Source organism: Dehalobacter restrictus DSM 9455, assembly GCF_000512895.1.
Lineage (GTDB): Bacteria > Bacillota > Desulfitobacteriia > Desulfitobacteriales > Syntrophobotulaceae > Dehalobacter > Dehalobacter restrictus.
The window spans coordinates 413,670-430,480 of sequence record NZ_CP007033.1 but is presented as its reverse complement, the minus strand read 5'-3'; the positions used below and the strand labels follow the sequence as shown (position 1 = coordinate 430,480).

The 16,811-nt window shown below is 39.2% G+C and carries 16 protein-coding genes and 1 riboswitch; all 16 genes read right to left on the bottom strand.

Annotation, left to right across the window (positions count from 1 at the left end; genetic code table 11):
* Nucleotides 1–128 precede the first annotated feature (128 nt).
* Nucleotides 129–737 carry an ATP-binding cassette domain-containing protein gene (locus DEHRE_RS02075; protein WP_025205177.1) on the bottom strand — a complete coding sequence of 203 codons (609 nt, stop codon included), beginning with the start codon at nt 735–737 and terminating at the stop codon, nt 129–131.
* The gene (locus DEHRE_RS02070) at nt 734–2,716 is read right to left on the bottom strand and encodes a hypothetical protein (protein WP_025205176.1); all 1,983 of its coding nucleotides are present in this window, start codon (nt 2,714–2,716) and stop codon (nt 734–736) included. Before DEHRE_RS02070 ends, DEHRE_RS02075 begins: the two co-directional genes overlap by 4 nt.
* A 242-nt stretch (nt 2,717–2,958) precedes the next feature.
* Complete coding sequence (locus DEHRE_RS02065) at nt 2,959–3,435, bottom strand: hypothetical protein (protein WP_038603490.1); 477 nt, start codon at nt 3,433–3,435, stop codon at nt 2,959–2,961.
* Between the two features lie 174 nt (nt 3,436–3,609).
* Nucleotides 3,610–4,035 (bottom strand): hypothetical protein, encoded by a 426-nt coding sequence (locus DEHRE_RS14290; protein ID WP_167539424.1) that lies wholly within the window; start codon nt 4,033–4,035, stop codon nt 3,610–3,612.
* A gap of 262 nt (nt 4,036–4,297) precedes the next feature.
* A complete protein-coding gene (locus tag DEHRE_RS02060) occupies nt 4,298–4,744 on the bottom strand; it encodes a hypothetical protein (protein ID WP_025205174.1) in 447 nt (148 codons plus the stop codon).
* Nucleotides 4,745–4,834: 90 nt separating this feature from the next.
* Nucleotides 4,835–4,924: riboswitch (cyclic di-GMP riboswitch) on the bottom strand.
* A gap of 83 nt (nt 4,925–5,007) precedes the next feature.
* Nucleotides 5,008–5,865, bottom strand: a complete 858-nt coding sequence (locus DEHRE_RS02055) for a hypothetical protein (RefSeq protein ID WP_242837014.1) — start codon at nt 5,863–5,865, stop codon at nt 5,008–5,010.
* Nucleotides 5,866–6,275: 410 nt separating this feature from the next.
* Complete coding sequence (locus tag DEHRE_RS02050) at nt 6,276–7,670, bottom strand: M23 family metallopeptidase (RefSeq protein WP_025205172.1); 1,395 nt, start codon at nt 7,668–7,670, stop codon at nt 6,276–6,278.
* A gap of 1,018 nt (nt 7,671–8,688) precedes the next feature.
* Entirely contained in the window at nt 8,689–9,330 is a 642-nt protein-coding gene (locus tag DEHRE_RS02040; protein WP_025205170.1) for a hypothetical protein, read from the bottom strand.
* A gap of 25 nt (nt 9,331–9,355) precedes the next feature.
* Nucleotides 9,356–10,024 carry a M10 family metallopeptidase domain-containing protein gene (locus DEHRE_RS02035; RefSeq protein WP_025205169.1) on the bottom strand — a complete coding sequence of 223 codons (669 nt, stop codon included), beginning with the start codon at nt 10,022–10,024 and terminating at the stop codon, nt 9,356–9,358.
* Between the two features lie 203 nt (nt 10,025–10,227).
* Nucleotides 10,228–10,653 (bottom strand): hypothetical protein, encoded by a 426-nt coding sequence (locus DEHRE_RS14280; RefSeq protein ID WP_167539423.1) that lies wholly within the window; start codon nt 10,651–10,653, stop codon nt 10,228–10,230.
* 178 nt (nt 10,654–10,831) lie between these two features.
* A complete protein-coding gene (locus DEHRE_RS02025) occupies nt 10,832–11,509 on the bottom strand; it encodes a DUF4367 domain-containing protein (RefSeq protein WP_025205167.1) in 678 nt (225 codons plus the stop codon).
* A complete protein-coding gene (locus DEHRE_RS02020) occupies nt 11,499–12,035 on the bottom strand; it encodes an RNA polymerase sigma factor (RefSeq protein WP_025205166.1) in 537 nt (178 codons plus the stop codon). The genes DEHRE_RS02025 and DEHRE_RS02020 overlap by 11 nt, the downstream gene beginning before the upstream one ends.
* Before the next feature lie 280 nt (nt 12,036–12,315).
* The gene (locus tag DEHRE_RS02015) at nt 12,316–13,296 is read right to left on the bottom strand and encodes a radical SAM protein (protein ID WP_025205164.1); all 981 of its coding nucleotides are present in this window, start codon (nt 13,294–13,296) and stop codon (nt 12,316–12,318) included.
* A gap of 64 nt (nt 13,297–13,360) precedes the next feature.
* Complete coding sequence (locus tag DEHRE_RS02010; protein WP_025205163.1) at nt 13,361–14,137, bottom strand: hypothetical protein; 777 nt, start codon at nt 14,135–14,137, stop codon at nt 13,361–13,363.
* 1 nt (nt 14,138) lies between these two features.
* Nucleotides 14,139–15,332, bottom strand: a complete 1,194-nt coding sequence (locus DEHRE_RS02005; RefSeq protein ID WP_025205162.1) for a U32 family peptidase — start codon at nt 15,330–15,332, stop codon at nt 14,139–14,141.
* Nucleotides 15,333–15,347: 15 nt separating this feature from the next.
* Nucleotides 15,348–16,808, bottom strand: a complete 1,461-nt coding sequence (locus tag DEHRE_RS02000) for a radical SAM/SPASM domain-containing protein (RefSeq protein WP_025205161.1) — start codon at nt 16,806–16,808, stop codon at nt 15,348–15,350.
* Between the last annotated feature and the right edge of the window lie 3 nt (nt 16,809–16,811).

Sequence of the window (16,811 nt, the reverse complement as noted above, 5' to 3'; positions counted from 1 at the left end):
TGAATAATGGCCCACTATTCACAACGTCTTAAACAGACGCAACATGTTTGCTCTAATACGCAATGGAGATTAACCGAAACATATTGACTTATAAATGACGTTGCCTTAGCATACGTTCAAATCAAAATTTATAGTTCGATAACCCTTCGTGCCTTATCTTTAATTTTTTGATCATGTGTCACGATAATGACGGTTTTACCTTCGGCATTCAGCGAAAGTAGAATATCCATAATGATTTGAGCGTTTTTGGCGTCCAGCGATCCTGTTGGTTCATCCGCTAAAATGATATCGCATTTTTTAAGAAATAAACGAGCCAACGCTACGCGCTGCTGCTCTCCGCCGGACAGTGTATAAACCTTACTATGCAGTTTACTTTCTAACCCGACTCTTTCCAGCACGTCTTCAATCGTATAATTCGTGCGGCTGCCCTGCCTGATCAACTCAAGGTTTTGTTCAACTGTTTTACTCTCGATCAGCGCAAAATTCTGAAATAGAAAACCGACGACAGAGCGATAATACGCCAGTTTTTGCTTATTCGTAGTGTACTCTATTCCGTTAATTCTCAAACTTCCGGCGTCAATCGGCTCTATTAAACCAATCATGTTTAATAATGTGGTCTTCCCCGTTCCGCTGGCGCCAAAAAAACATACGAATTCCTTGTCTTCGATCAGAAAATTATAGTCTTGAAATAGAGTCAGCCCATCAAATTTTTTGGTGAGATTAATTCCTTCAATCATAATACCCTTCCTTTTAGAATTGCCGGTACATTGGCTTTTTCCATCGTACCTGCCTTCTTAGCGATAAATACTGACTCAAGCGCCAGCAAAATGAGTCCTCCCCAGATGAGATCAGCCCCCTCGGCAATCCCCAAAAGTCCTCTAAGCAAAAACGCCAGCATTACGCTCAGCAGAAAAACGACTAAAGTGAGGCGTATCAACCGGATATTCCTGGCAAAAAGCGAGTATCCAAGTACTTTTTTCAGCGCCAGTTCCATAGCGTTGAACTGATACTCAAGTTTGATAATAAAACTGATCAGCGCGATTTCAAGCGCCAGCAAGAAGATCGATAAAATAACGACTAATTTCACATTGCGTAAGATAATCGCCCAATTGTGTTCATAGACATCCAGGGCATTGGATTTGACCCTGATTTGATCTGACAGCTGATACTCCGCGATGAACTGATTGAGGTCCTGTTCGGGGATATTGTACATCGTATCATAGGCATAGTACATATCGTTACCTGCTTGATATTCATCAATTTGTTGAAGCGTATTATTGAAAATTATGATTGGGTTCGCCATTGGTCGGCTTACGTACTTGTTCGGCTGATTATGAATGCCCACAAAACTCATGTTGCCGTCATATACTTTGGTTTTAACGCTTGAAAGAATTTTTTCTCCAAAAAAAGCGGTGATCATTTCTTTCGCAATAAAACATTCCTGAGAATCCTCCGATATACCGGACGGGATCAGAATATAATAATCGTCGTCGGTGCTTTCGACCGTCGCTGTCAAAGCATTGCTTACTCTTGATATTTCTTCAAAGGCGTTTCTATTGATTAAGATAACAGGGTACGGGCTGCTGAAATTAGCTGTTAAATCGTTGTATTGCAAGGAATAGTTTTGAAATCGTTTATAGAATTCTTGATTCATCGTCTCGGTATCTGATATTGTTTTGCCTAGGTGATTATTCACCCTGTAATTCAATTGATAGTAACTATAATCCTTATGTTCGGAGAAGAAGTCGCCTTGCTTATACATCAGATATCCTTGCGTCAGTATGGCGAAATTACTGGATAGGACAATGATGGTCAGTATGGTGGTTATGGTTTTCAGGATATAGTTGGCTGTAAGTAGTCCGCCGCCGGAGCGTCTGGCGGCGATATCTTTTTTAAAGTTAACGCGCAAAACGGCTGCATTGATCAGGGTATTGGCAAGCATGAACACCAGAAAGACCAAGGCCAGGGCTTGAATCTTAAAAAGTACATTGGAATTGGATAATAGGCTTAATATGAACGGCACGCTAATGAACGCGCTAACCAGGATACCGATATCAGCCAATGCATTTCTGCCGAAAACGGCTCTGACATCCTCCCCAAGGGTTATCCGCACCATGATCTCCTTCTTCAGGCTGATGATTTCATAAATCGTCAGCAGCAGGATCAAGCCAAAAACAATAGACCAAACTGCCAATAGATTCAACCAGGTCTCTTTATCGGAACTGAACAATTTAGGGAGTCCGCCTCCGTATTTACCTACCAGGCTCGCTTTGAATAAGCGCATCGCTTCCTGTTGGGATTGATCGCCTATGTAATAACAGTCTTTGAACTTTTCAATCGTCTTAATATTATTGAAATCTGCATATCTAACTTGTGTTTCTCCCATAAAAAGGCTGTTATGCTTTCCTTCAAAAATACCATTGGCTTGCAGGGTTTTCAAGGCATTCGGCGTGCCGAATATCGTTATCTCTTTGGCGTATGCCGAAATTATTGTACTGTCCACAAAGAAGAAATCGACATCGTACGCCTTCCCCGCATCGTTAAAATCCTGGATGACTTCTTTTTCCTCTATAGCGGCTTCCCGGTTAACAAAATCAAAGCTTGACTGGTAATAGGATTCTTGAAAACCATCCAGATAAAGAATGAACAATTCTCCGTTAAAAATAAAGCCAATCGTGATTAACAAGTATATGATTATCAGTTTTATTTTCTTCATAGGACAAAAAACCCTTCTATTATAAATCGTGGCAAATACTGAAAGAAAGAATGCCTCCATATCGACATATCGTAACCGAACCTTCAAACTCCTTATATTATAACTAAACGGAATAACCGTATACTTGATAAATTTGATTACTGAGGCGAGAATAACAACCACTCGAACCCCAATTAAAGGCAAATGCAACATTGGCACATAATAGGGTAAATGCCAATGTTAAAATTGAAATTTTCAACTTTCTACCAATCATTATTCTGCTCCTTAACTATTTGATTTGTTTTAACCGGATTTTTTCCCGATATATCAAATTCATCAAGGGTTAGGGTTCCGTCGTCGTGTTTAATTGCTATCGATACTTTATCATTTCCTTCAATGAAGAATACTGGCATGAAATCACCATTTCTGTGAGTTCCGTCCATCGATAACGAAGTAAGAGCATGTACGCATTTATATCTTATATCAGAACTCAATTCAGCAATACTTTCATCATATACTTCTCGCAAATACACAGGTTTGGCCACATTGGTATCTATTTTCATAATTTCTACAGCCTTATCTTTAAATGCAAGTTCTTCCTGAGATTTATTACTGTCCGAATATGCTGTATTGACATTTACTATTAATAGTACAGCAAGAAATGCTACTCCAAGACTAATGGCAACCCATGAAAATCTTTTATTTACTTTCATAATTAAAATACTTTGTATGATATCCATGTATTTAAATGTATGGATATCATATCTCCTTACATTTATTAAGAAAATATAGTGTATATAGTAAATTAGTTTTCCCTGTAGTTTCAAAAGGAGTATTGACTTAAGAAGTAGCTCCATTTCATATTTTACCAACGTCTATATGGGGGCTTCCTACTAATTAATACAAACTAAACCTTAATAACTCTCCGTTGTACTGTAAACAGTGCCGGACTCCGTGCCGCCTGGTCCACTGACTGCATAGTACGTTGCCACTCTGTACGTACCACTGTAAACCGTATAGGTTTGTGATATGGAAGCAGAGGATGATGCGGAAGTTGTTGACCAACTTGCTACCGTTGCCCATGATCCACTTGAATAACGCTGGAGAGTTGATGTAAGTTGAATGCTCGTGCCCGAAGGCGTCTTTTGCACATAACCATTGATACTGGCTGTTCCATTAGAAGAAATCGACAATGTACTGCTTGCCTTGTTAACGTAGACATACCTCACCCCTATTGGAGATGTGAGCGTAGGGCTTTCATTTGCCGCAAGCAGCGGTGCTGAAAACGAAAACAGGAGCAACATGCAGATTCCAAACGATACAAGTTTTTTTGTTAACATAAAAATCCTCCTTTAATTTTGTTACTATGACAATAGAACAAATCAAAGGAGGATTTTGTGACATTATTTGGATATTTTTTTGTAATTATCTCATGAAATTCTAAATTGTTTGGACCAATATAACTCTGCAAAAATGAACCGTCGCATACTAAAAATGCTCGGCCTCTTACGGAAAACAGAAAAGAAAAACCGGGAATTGCCCCGGTAAGTAGCTTGAAACTGATGTTTGTCGTATGAAAATGTTATAAATGTGCGCGCAGCCCTATTTTTTCTTGAGATAAAACATATTGATCGCATCGAAGGTAATATCCTTCGATTTGTATTTTGTTCCGTCAATATCTACAATGTCATTTGCGTAAACAAAAAAGCTGATTGAGCTACTGTCGTTGGAAAAATTAATGTAAAGGAGGGGTGCTTGTATGCTATCTGTGCATTTGATAAAAGAGGCTTTGTTGAATAAGCTCTCCATCTGATTGATGATTTCTGGGTCTGTGATATGGACAATACTGTTGCTACTGCTACTGACTATGTCATGAATACTGATGCTTTTTGTATTTTTAATCTTTAAAGAAATATTATCTTTATCTTTAGAAATCACATTTTCCCCTTCATTTAATGAATTAGTATTCCCGCATGCCGCCAAGATGATTACCAGTATAACCAGGAAGAGAATACCACATAAAACCTTGTATTTTTTTGTTTTAATCATTTCCCTTTTATCTCCAGAAGGTTTTAATAATTACAATGGCGTATGAACAATCATTAATAAAATTCATGGTTTATATATTGCTCTAAATCATTCGGCAGCCAGGCTGTCATTGTGCGGATAAGCACCTTAGACCCTACGGCTTTGCGTCCCTGTCTTTGGACAGGTTTGCCCTTTATCGTTCATATTCTAAAGAAGAGCTGCTGACTTTGATGACCCAAGATCATCACTGTCCAGCTGAATATATAAATAAATATAAGATAGTATTATTTCTCCCGGTTGATATAGTCTTTCCCGAAGGTTTTATAAACGATTGTCCTTCCATCCGGTGAAACGATCATTCCTGCCGGACGGGGTAAAGCCTTGTCTCTAATAATATAGGCGTTCGTAGCCACATCATAAACGCACAGGCGTACTGTTCCCTCAGTTGTCCTCCCCCACGCTTCCCAGTCGATCGGTTTCTCAGTTGCTGCCGCAATGATCCAATGATATTGAAAGTCCATATCTGCTATATTTTTAAATTCAAAAAAAATGATTTTATTTTGAGCATAGCCAATTACCCCCAAAGCCCCCGGAGAGCCGTGGTAATCATCCTGGTACGCAAACTCGCAATAATCATCGGAGTCTCGTCCGGGACCAACAAAAACCTGGTCATCCCCAAGATAGGTTTTTGCTGTCACTTCGTTCTGAATATTGTATGTAATGACAGCACTGCCCTGACGCTCCTTAAAATTATCAAAGGCCCCAAAAATGATGTTGTTGTCGTCGGCCCAGCAAGCACTATACACTCCCATAAAAGGCAAATCTACTGCCTTTTCCAAATTCAAGTCGGTTAATGTACACTTTTTTGTATTATTGTCCACGAGAACTACTTTACCGGTACGGGGATTGGCAATGGCATCACAGGCTTTATATTGTTGATTTTTCTGTTTCCAGTCCTCAAATAAAACCTTATTGCTAACCTGATTATTTTTAATTGACACCAGAGCAGTGCTGTCCACCATAGAATAACTATCAATATTCTGAATAAACAAATTTCCGAAACCGCCTTCGGATGGATATAGTTTATCAGCTTTTTTAGTTTTGAGGTTATAGCAATAGATCCACGGGTCCGTATTATCCATATTAGTGGCCAAATAAAGGAAACGATCATTATCCAGGAAACGTATAGGGTTCCAAATTACTCCCTGAATACCGGTAAATTCTTCGGTAATGTAGTTTGAAGATCGATCCGTTAACTCGGGGTCACTTTGGTTTTCCAAAGTAAATCCTTTGCTGAATGTTCGGGACTCCTGATTAACGGTTTGATCAGGAGGAACCTGTTGTGTGGCAGGGGCGCTATTACAACCCGAGTATAATAATAATGCAATGAGTATAAATGGAATAAGCACTCGTCTCAATAACTGCACCAGCCTCTCTTTTTTATTGAAATGATACAGGGGAAACAAGCTAAAAGCTCATGCCGGTCTCCCCTAAATATCATTCAGATAATACTTATTATTTTAAGGTGTATAATAGAATACTTACAACTTTTTTAGAATCGGTTTATAGCGTTATATGGATTAAGACAGGATAGTGTATCCTCATTTTCTCCAAATAAGCCAATTGTGCTGCCGGAATGAACTTCAAAGTGCACATGGTTTCCACTGGAGTTCCCTACCGACCCCTGGGTTCCCAGAGAACTGCTCCCTGCTGTCACGTTAACACCAGATGGATAGGTCGGTCCAGTTACCACACCATTGTTTTTAATATTTATTGTTGCCATGTGAAGATAGGTATACGTATATGATGCATCAGTTACACATACTTGGCTTCTAGTAGAGCCATTGTTATAGTAGTAATAGACAGACCCTGTAGCCATCGTATAGATTGTAGGATTTGTACCGCGATTATAGTCGATTCCTTCATGCGCACCTGCTTGGCTCTTGGACCATGTTCCCCATAAGTTGCCACAGGTATAAGTGGTTCCTGATACTCCGTATAGCCTGTTATATCCCTTTACAACAGCTGCTTTTTGGTTATCACGAACCGTCTGGCTCACATGAGTCCCGGCATCTTCATGGAACCAATCGTACCCATACCCTCCGGGAAAACTAACATATCGATATGTGTTTCCTTGCAGAAGAGGATCCGGTTCTTCCTGATATTGAACAGTAAATTTACCTGTGTTGATAGACTGGGTATTTTTTATTGAATTCTTTTTCTCGCTAATATCAGCAAGTGCATAAATGTTGTCGACAGTGAACTGATAGTAAGCCTCGATATATTCTTTCAAAGTTTCATCACTTTGTTCTAAAATACCATCATAAGAGTAGAAATCTTTCAAGAGCGTTCTGGCATCACTGAGAGTGATATTTCTAGCCTCAAGAGCTGTAGCCTGTTCTGGTGTTGGGGCATAAACATTTGCATTTGCAGCAGCTTCTTCATCGTATGCCAAATAGTCGCCATAGGTCCAATTGCTGATATCAACATTTTCAAGCTCAGGGAAAAAGCTCTTATAAAGAGATATGTCGCTTTCAGAGATCCTCCATGTTTTCTCTATTTCATTATAGTCCCCTGCGTCCATGTCCTTGATTTCTTCGTTACTATACCCGTGACTTTTAAGATTTTCTTTCTGTAATTTTTCTAAAGGATTTGTATCGTGCACTTTCTTCATATCAATTTTTGGAGTATTGATATTCATTGATCTTGGCAACACTATGGCAGTAAGAAGATCACCCGTAGTAGTATTTGGGGCAATGGACTTATTTGAATCAGTATTGGTGGCATCGAGTGCAGCTACGACATCTGCTGGCATATAAGTAGTCTGATCCACCTTCGTTGACGGAAATGGCGTGTTAGAATCATCATTTGCAGCAAAAATACTTCCTGGGATACCGATTAATAATAGGGTTGCGCAGAGAACCGAAATAACACTTTTCTTTAACATATTTATACTTCCTCCTTTATATAGCAGTTAATCTTAAATTTACATTCGCTTTATAATCCTGTATAATTTTGATACGGGCTCTTAAATATCTACCGATCATGATCGTTTGGATGGTTCAAGATAGGGGAGATATGCAAGGGCCTTTTATTTGTCAGACAACGCTATGCATATTACAGTCTATATTTAACAAATATACAAAACACTGGACTCACCCCCCTGCATAACAATTTTTCCTTAATAAGTCTCCGTTGTACTGTAAACCGTGCCTGATTCCGTACCGTTTGGCCCGCTCACTGAATAGGATGTTGCCACTCTGTACGTACCACTGTAAACCGTATAGATTTGTGATATGGAAGCCGAGGACGATGCGGAAGTTGTTGACCAACTTGCTACCGTTGCCCATGATCCACTTGAATAACGCTGGAGAGTTGATGTAAGTTGAATACTCGTGCCCGAAGGCGTCTTTTGCACATAACCATTGATACTGGCTGTTCCATTAGAAATAGACAGTGTACTACTTGCCTTGTTAATGTAAACATAATTCACCCCCAGTGGGGATGATGTGTTCGCCTCCGCCGCAAGTAGCGGTGTTGAGAATGAGAATAAGATTAGCATGCAGATTCCCAGTGATAAAAGCTTTTTGGTTAACATAAAAATCCTCCTTTATTTTGTTTCTATGACAATAGAACAAATCAAAGGAGGATTTTGTGACATAATTTGGTTATTTCTATATATTTATATTAGTTTCGTCTGAATCCGGGTCAAAGTAAGTGGGTGTATGATGTTACCACCAATTGCATTCTTGCATCTGTTTTACTTTTTTACATTACGACTACCCTACTGTTGTGCCTAGTTACTGATTTTTCTTCAAGATTGCGGCACCCATTTCAGTATTACATAGTATCTTCCATAAGTAGATCCCGACATCTCAGGCTTCCTAACCCTTGATTTTCTAACAAAAAGGGGCTATTACAAACGAATAAATTTTTCGTCTGCACCAGCCCCTAATCACTTATAGTTACTTATTTTTCTTTGCTCCTTTATTCATATCTTTAACCAAAAGATCTAAAGATCGATCATCGTATCTCGAAGTAAATCTATTATCTGATAGTGAAAGAATTTTATTGTCTTCGGAGATTTTAAAAAGTCCATCTTCAACTGCAACTGATGAATATTTATTGGGATCATCAGTATGCCGCTGAAGGACTAAGAGCATTTTATCTCCTTTTTTGACTTTTGTTTCGCCGTTATCGTTACCTGCTTTTCCGACCTGTGCCAATGTAATTGTGTCACGCTGAGATTCGCCGTATAGTGTCTTTATGATTTTTATTTGAGAACACGCTAAAGCAACTTTTGGTACCTCACTTGACTCTCCCATTGCCTTTTGTTTTAATTCTTCATTTGGAAAATCAAATTCAATCTCACTATCAACCGCATCGGATAAGACCTCTCCTACAATGATTAAATCAGCGTATTTCGTCAAATCATCCATTTTTGTTGCTTCCGGCCTGCTCATCATCATACTTTCTGAGCCAATAATCTTACTTGCTGTATCAGGGTTGTTGTTATATATCAACGTTTTATTGTATCCGACAAACCCTGCAATAAATAATACTGCAACCAACCCCAAGGGAACTGCCCATGCTATTTTTCTTTTCATAAGATAAACTCTCCTTAATTAATTATTATCTTCCGAGATAAGTTTGATAAAGAGCAACAAGAACTGCTCGGTCATAATCTTGAGGTCTATCATAATTTGCCCAAGAGTAAGATGCATAACCTGTACGCATCACCGAGGCAGTTGTTTGGCTTTGGGTATGACCTAGATTTTGTGTATGACCTATTTCATGTGTTAAGACATAAGTTTTACTTGTTTGGCTTAAATCCGAATTACTATCGTACATAGGATTGGTATATATCTGTGCATATACAAAACTTGTTCCGAGTGAGTTTGACGCCCCAGTATTAAAATTATACGCCCAAACTCCGGAGGAATCTTGAATATTAGTAATTGCATATGCATTGGCGGGAGCCCAACTATACCAAGTCCCACTTACTTTAGAAGCACAATCAACTTTGGAAGTCGAATTGTTTTGAACAGAGGCTTTCACATAACTGCCCGAATAATTGGTCCAATTGCTTACTGCTGTACTTCCTGGCGTCTGCCAATTGGTCGCTAAATATGTTGTGTTTACTGGAGTATTTAAATATTTAACACCACTTACAGTAACTGTATTTGTCCATTTTGCTCCTGATACAACTACTTCGGCGCTTACTGGAGCTGCTACTTGTAAGAAAATAACACCAATAGCCAAAAAAGAGACAATACTTTTTTTTAAAACATTGAACTTCATTTAATCGATCCTCCTTATAATTATTATTGGAGAGCTATAAGCTTAAACTTATGCCAAAACTTGGCCCTGCATAAGAAGTCTGCTGTAGCACAACATTCTGATTGGCTACCCTGCTTGAACTCAAGCGTTAATAATAACCATTCACCAATCTTCACTTAATAAATCAGAAAAACATCGGAATCACCCCCACAATTTATTAAAACCTAATAAGTCTCCGTTGTGCTGTAAACAGTACCCGACTCCGTGCCGCTTGGCCCGCTCACTGAATAAGATGTTGCCACTCTGTACGTACCACTGTAAACCGTATAGGTTTGTGATATGGAAGCAGAGGATGATGCGGAAGTTGTTGACCAACTTGCTACCGTTGCCCATGATCCACTTGAATAACGCTGGAGAGTTGATGTAAGTTGAATGCTCGTGCCCGAAGGCGTCTTTTGCACATAACCATTGATACTGGCTGTTCCATTAGAAGAAATCGACAATGTACTGCTTGCCTTGTTAACGTAGACATACCTCACCCCTATTGGAGATGTGAGCGTAGGGCTTTCATTTGCCGCAAGCAGCGGTGCTGAAAACGAAAACAGGAGCAACATGCAGATTCCAAACGATACAAGTTTTTTTGTTAACATAAAAATCCTCCTTTATTTTGTTACTATGACAATAGAACAAATCAAAGGAGGATTTTGTGACATTATTTGGATATTTTTTTAAATATTTTGGACAGGTAAAAAAGTTCAAGTAAAGTCACGTTTGAACACCTTTCTTACATAGCAGAAAGGAAAAATAAATAAGGTTTAGCATAATTTTTTACTTTTGATAAAGTTCAACACTTTTAGCTATGTCCAAGACCATATCTTTGTTTAAAGTTGAGGATATCATATACATATAATTATTATCATACCAAATAAGGTTTTGCACTCCCTGATTGGAATAATACTTAGCAGGCAAGCCGTTAAACTCCAGTTCTTCCAGATCAATACCTTCCGTATTGATCTGCATGGAAACCTTATCAAGTTTTTTTTGCTCATAATTCAGATAGTCATTTCCCTTTTCATATTCCAGCGAAACGATGCCATTCAAATTCTCATTGATTAGCTCAAACCCTGCGGGCATTTGACTTGGTGCATAGACTGTAAATTCTTCATTGGTTGCCTGGGAAGACTGCATTTTCTCAAAAGATACCTGCGTATATTTTTCATATACCTCTGTTATAAACTTAAAGACAGTTTCCCGTACAGCCGATACGCTCATTGCGGATCCAAACAATAATATGATGGCGGCAACAAGGATCGCGACCAACTTTCTATGTCGTCTGCTGACTGATTTATTATTTTTGCTTTGACGAATAAGCGCCTTCATTTTCCTTTCAAATTCCGGTGAAAACATATGGTCTATATTGTCATCGGACGGCAAAGCATTTAGTTCATACAGATCAGCTTTAATAACTGCAATTTTTAGCATCGCATCATTAAATTTAAAGTTCATCTGTATGGTCCTCCTTTTCCAGAATTTCCTGTAGTTTTCTTTTGGTTCGCTCCAATCTTTTTCTGATCGTTACTTCAGAGATATCCAGCATTTGAGCGATTTCCGTGTTTGAATATTCCTGAACGTATTTAAGCTTTAGTACTTCCTGATAAATAACCGGCAATTGAATAATGGCTTTTGTAAGGTAATCCAGTTCTTCATGGCTGGTTATATCGTCTGCCAAGTTATAATTAATTTCTTCAAGGGGAATCATGGTGTGTCTTTGACGCTGGTTATACAAATTGATAGCGCGGTTTTTCACCATAGTAACAATATAGCTCTTGGTTTTGTGACTATGGACATCTTCGATTTTATCAAGGTTTTCTATAATTTTGATAAAAGTATGATGAACAGCATCTTCCGCCATATAGGGATCGTTCAAAATCTGATTGGCGACATAAAACATTAGCTTTCTGTATTTTTCATAAATAAGTTCAAATTTTTCTTTATCTTTTTCCCCAGTAATCATTAATAAGTAAGTGAGCATGCTATGGCCTCCTGGCATTGCTATAAAACAACAGCGAAACCTGAAATTAACATAAATGGACAAGGCGACTATTAGTGCATTGGTGACATTGTTTTCACAATTACGCTGCGTTGATTCAAACCCTTATTCATTTTTCTTTATTTTACCATCAACACAAATTATTTCCACTATCCAGAGTAACTTGCTCTAAGTTGCATTTTGTTGGAGCTTAGGATAAAGATAAATCAACTTCCTTATTTTATAATTATAATTGTTAATATTTATGCGGCAGTGAGGAAACCTATCCTGCACAGCAAGCAGATGATTTTCCCTCGATATTATAACCTAAACAACCGCCGATACATTTCTTTTCGTCCCAGAACCTGCATCCAGCGCATTGCTTAAACGCTAGACTGCTATATCTTTTACTGTCAATCTCACGCAGAAAAAAATCGTTGACATCTCGAACGGTATTAAAATCTTTAATATTTACCCTTAGATAATCTTCAAAAACGAAACATCGGGCGACGCTCAAGTCGGGCCGTATATCCATAACCGGTGAACATATTCCCTTATGGATAAGATCAAAACCTGAGTAAATGAAATTTACAAGCTGCTCATTAGTAAAAATACACTTGGGTGGATTATTGCAATCAACATGAGGAGAAATCCCATTTTTATGGCAATCATCTAAGAAGTCAACTAATCCAGGAACAAAACTTTCATAATGTTCAAGACTGCCATTCTGCTTATTATCCGAGGGAACCGTAATACTATATCGTATGGTCTTTAATTTTAGTCTTTTGCTTTGCTCAATAATATATTGATATTTAAAATTCGGCTCGAAGATATTAATGCCGAGCGTAACTTGAGGTTCGATATTTCTTCTGCGATATTCAAATACCAGGTTTTCTACATTGTCTATTGTCTTATTATATAGATTTTCACCGATCACATCGGGCCCATTCAAATTAATCAAAAACGAAACCTTATTATCCACTATCGAGCGGCTCAATGCATTTTCCAAAGCAATGGCATTGGTGAAAATCTGAATTCTCCGGAAAAATGGATCGTCTGTTCCTTGATTCACCCATTTTTCAAAATTCGGATGCAGTGTCGGCTCCCCCCCGAGCAATCTTAAATCAACATGCGCCGACTTCTTAAAGAAATTGATTATATATCCATAATTATCATCAGAAATATCAACCTTGTTCTTCAGATTACAATTTGCAAAGCAATATGAACAATTTAAGTTGCAGTAATTATTTAACATAATATTCATGGTAACACTCCTTATAAACAAAATATCTTTAGAACATTCCGAACAATAGCAATGATGCTTTAATTTACCGGGTAATTACATTTTGAAAGTGTTTTACGTTTGTGACGGCAACAGCATTGCTCGATCCGTAACTATTACTGGCGGTAACATAAAAAGTTATCGGCTGAACAGTTGTCCTGGCAGGGATATTAAAATATCCCACCCATGTATTTCCGCCGGTATTTGTAAAGGCAATTACTGTTGAATTAAAAGTATTCGTCACAGTGACGGAAGTGGTGGTTCCGGTTGTTGTTGCTGTAATCTGAATTGTGGTGTCTGGAAATGCAACGGCCTGTACACTTGCGACAACCGACGGGGGCGGTGTCCAGTTATTCCAATCGCTATAATTGGAATAATTGCTATATGCGCCCCAATCACCATAATTACTGTAGTTGCTGTAGTTACTGTAATTCGAATAAGCAGTCCAATTCGAATATTGGCTCCATGTTTCACTATGATTTTCCCATTGCGAATGGTTTTCCCAAACACCAGCATTATTGTAATTTGCGTTCCAATTTACGTAATTGCCATAAGTATTGTTGTAGACATCACTATATGCGCCATAATTTTGATAATTGCTCCATCCAGAGTTGGGCCAGGACCATTCCACCCAAGCGAACGCCTTTTCGGGCTGCAAGGAAAACTTAAGGCCCAAAGCCTTGGAGTATTTGCCCTCCTTGGCTTTGGGCCGATCCGGATGATTGTTGTCAAGAACCAGGTCTTGGGTTATTGAAGTATGAAGGATGCTTAATGAAAGAAAGGCAAACAGCAATTTTTTCAATCTAGAAAAGGTTCTTGCCATGTCATTCACCTACTGCACAGGATAATGGATCTGCCTGCCCTTTCCCCGCAACATAATTCTCAATCTGTTCCGCTTTACTAAAACAATACTTGCATATAGCCCCGCACTTGGCGGCGCATTGCGGCTTATTTTCCATGAAATAATCGAGCTTCGGCAAAAACTCAAATATTTCCTTCATCTTCAGCGTCCCGTACGGATGGAAAACGTTGTTCATAAAACGCGAATTGTAAGTGTTATAGAATTCATTCAATGCATATTCCGGATCGGTAACGCCAAGCATATAGGCCTTAATCTTATTGACCAATTCCGGCTTGGGGTGATCCCTGCCAACAAGCTTGATGCTGTTGACCCCCATTTTCTCATAACAAGGGATTTCCCAAGGGTAAATAATCCGGTTCAGCACCATTTGAATTGCCGGACTTTTAAAGGTAATCTGATCGCAAATGAATTTAGGGAATTCCCGGAATAACGGGCTACATTTATGAATGTTTTCCTGCTTGCCAAACAAGGCATAGTGAATATTCTTGGTCGGACAACAAAATATGCAGCCCTCATCAGCCATCAATTCCAAGCCAACACCAGGCAGCAGCTTTTTAAACGATTCAATAAAAGCAAAATCCTTATTAAGATCGGATGCAGGAATGATATTGGAGATCCCTAGATTCTCGCTGACATACTTCGCTTGGTTGATTGACCGAATATCCATCATCGTTGAGGCGTTTACTGCCAACCCGCTGAATTCATCTTTCAGGAAGTCGGCGAGAAGCTGGCTTCCAACCGTAATGCTTCGCACCCCAATATCCGCCAGATGCTCGACAAACTGCTTCAGTTGGGGAATATTCGATTCAAAGTCATACAGGGAAATGGTTGAGATATTATTCATCAGATAAATGAACGCCAACCCGTTTTCTGAAAGTTCTTTTATATAGGGCCTCAAATCTTCCAGGGTCCGGATTCTACCGCTATCTTCCTGCAAATTAACTGACCGGCCATGTTCATGCCCTGATTTTGCATAGGAAGTAACAGGCAAACTGTTATAAACAGAGCGGATCTTATACTTCGTCTTATCCTGGCTGTTAAGCCTTGTCAATTCCTGAATATACCCATAGTCAAACAATAAAGGAACTGAGAAGTACAGTTCCTTTGGCTGGTTTGGGGGTTGGAATTTTTGTTTTTTCTTAAAAATATTGATCATAAATATCAACCTCTCTTAAATAACGAGAAACTCCTTTAGCTTATTTTCCGCATTAACAGGAGTTTCGATCCGTTTAATAGATTCTTCTAAAATATTTTTCATCATCTTGGCGCTCCTGAATTGATGCCGGAATAAAAAGTTTAAGAATCTCGGGTTATATTTCGGCATATCGTCAAAATCAATTTCATTAATAAGGCTTATGATATGGCTGATCACGTGCTGGTGCGTGTAGCAATTATCAGGCTCCGGTTTATTCATTGACAAGTCATACTGGATGTTGTCATTGTAGCAGCCGCTATGGCAGCTGTAGAAATAATCACAATCGCTGCAATGCTGCAGCATCCGCCGGGTTCCCTCGTGCCATCTTTTATGATTGGGATGATTTAAGATATCCTGAACCGATTCCATCTCAAAAATATTCCCGAAGGACACGGAAGCGCTCTCCGGCCAGTCCCGGCCGCAATGATAAATCGTACCGTCGGGCTGAGTTGAAAACCAGTAATCCTTCCCTGCGCAGTCCGTAAAAGCGCACGAACCGCCAGCATCCAAAGTGGCCATTAAATATCTCTCGCACAGATCAGAATCAGCAGGCCTATAAGTATCTAAAATCCAATAGTCAAAGAATTGGCAAATCTTCTCGGCAGTCATTTTCCCGTCCAGGGTATAGGAATTCATATTTTTATGGGCCGCAAAGATGAGATTCATCTTGCAGCCCAGGCCTAAGCGCTTAAAGTATTCATATTCGTCAATCATTTGGTGGATATTATCTTTCGTAATGATCATGATTGCGCCGCCCAAGACTTCGTTTTTATCCGCTGTGGCAATGGACCGCATTAATCTATTGGTATTTTTCCGGGTCAAATGGTTTGTTAAGCCATCGAAACTAAACCCCGGCCGGATGTTCCACTTCCTTAACAAAGCGGCGTTCTCATCGTCAATCAGCGTCAAATTGGATTGCATGCAAATATTTGCTTTCTTGAATTGCTGCTTGATCAGGGCATTTGCCTCTTCATAGAATTCTTTCCCGATCAGCAAAGGCTCCCCGCCGTGCCATATCCAGGTGCCGACATTCACGTCTTTGAACACTTTTAAAATCTGCGTGACCACTTCCAGCGTGATCTTGTTGCCTTCCGCATTAAGATCCTTACGAAACATCACGTCGTAACAATACGGGCAATGCAAGTTGCAGGCATGCGTCGTTTTTACGATCAAAGTAGTTTTATCGGGGTACGTAATATTTTCCGCCGCAGCCATCTTTTTGAAGTCGATATCCCCCTCAAAGTAATCGTTATGCCTTTTTATTTGCTTGAGAGACATAGAGAACATCATGCTTTTATTGCCGGCAATAACGTCCAGAATCTCCCCGGAACTCATGGCGGGCATAATTTCCTGGTAAACTGAGCTGCGCAACTCCCTTTCGTATTTGTTGTTGAATTTACGGAACTGATACAATTCATCTTTGGCTATTAAATTCATAGG

Coding starts and splice junctions, on each gene's coding strand:
- DEHRE_RS14280 (WP_167539423.1), bottom strand. CDS start 10,653: ATGTTAACAAAAAAACTTGTATCGTTTGGAATCTGCATGTTGCTCCTG.
- DEHRE_RS14290 (WP_167539424.1), bottom strand. CDS start 4,035: ATGTTAACAAAAAAACTTGTATCGTTTGGAATCTGCATGTTGCTCCTG.
- DEHRE_RS02070 (WP_025205176.1), bottom strand. CDS start 2,716: ATGAAGAAAATAAAACTGATAATCATATACTTGTTAATCACGATTGGC.
- DEHRE_RS02055 (WP_242837014.1), bottom strand. CDS start 5,865: ATGGATAATACGGACCCGTGGATCTATTGCTATAACCTCAAAACTAAA.
- DEHRE_RS02020 (WP_025205166.1), bottom strand. CDS start 12,035: ATGCTCACTTACTTATTAATGATTACTGGGGAAAAAGATAAAGAAAAA.
- DEHRE_RS02040 (WP_025205170.1), bottom strand. CDS start 9,330: ATGAAAAGAAAAATAGCATGGGCAGTTCCCTTGGGGTTGGTTGCAGTA.
- DEHRE_RS02005 (WP_025205162.1), bottom strand. CDS start 15,332: ATGATCAATATTTTTAAGAAAAAACAAAAATTCCAACCCCCAAACCAG.
- DEHRE_RS02050 (WP_025205172.1), bottom strand. CDS start 7,670: ATGTTAAAGAAAAGTGTTATTTCGGTTCTCTGCGCAACCCTATTATTA.
- DEHRE_RS02035 (WP_025205169.1), bottom strand. CDS start 10,024: ATGAAGTTCAATGTTTTAAAAAAAAGTATTGTCTCTTTTTTGGCTATT.
- DEHRE_RS02010 (WP_025205163.1), bottom strand. CDS start 14,137: ATGGCAAGAACCTTTTCTAGATTGAAAAAATTGCTGTTTGCCTTTCTT.
- DEHRE_RS02015 (WP_025205164.1), bottom strand. CDS start 13,296: ATGAATATTATGTTAAATAATTACTGCAACTTAAATTGTTCATATTGC.
- DEHRE_RS02000 (WP_025205161.1), bottom strand. CDS start 16,808: ATGAATTTAATAGCCAAAGATGAATTGTATCAGTTCCGTAAATTCAAC.
- DEHRE_RS02025 (WP_025205167.1), bottom strand. CDS start 11,509: ATGAACTTTAAATTTAATGATGCGATGCTAAAAATTGCAGTTATTAAA.
- DEHRE_RS02075 (WP_025205177.1), bottom strand. CDS start 737: ATGATTGAAGGAATTAATCTCACCAAAAAATTTGATGGGCTGACTCTA.
- DEHRE_RS02065 (WP_038603490.1), bottom strand. CDS start 3,435: ATGGATATCATACAAAGTATTTTAATTATGAAAGTAAATAAAAGATTT.
- DEHRE_RS02060 (WP_025205174.1), bottom strand. CDS start 4,744: ATGATTAAAACAAAAAAATACAAGGTTTTATGTGGTATTCTCTTCCTG.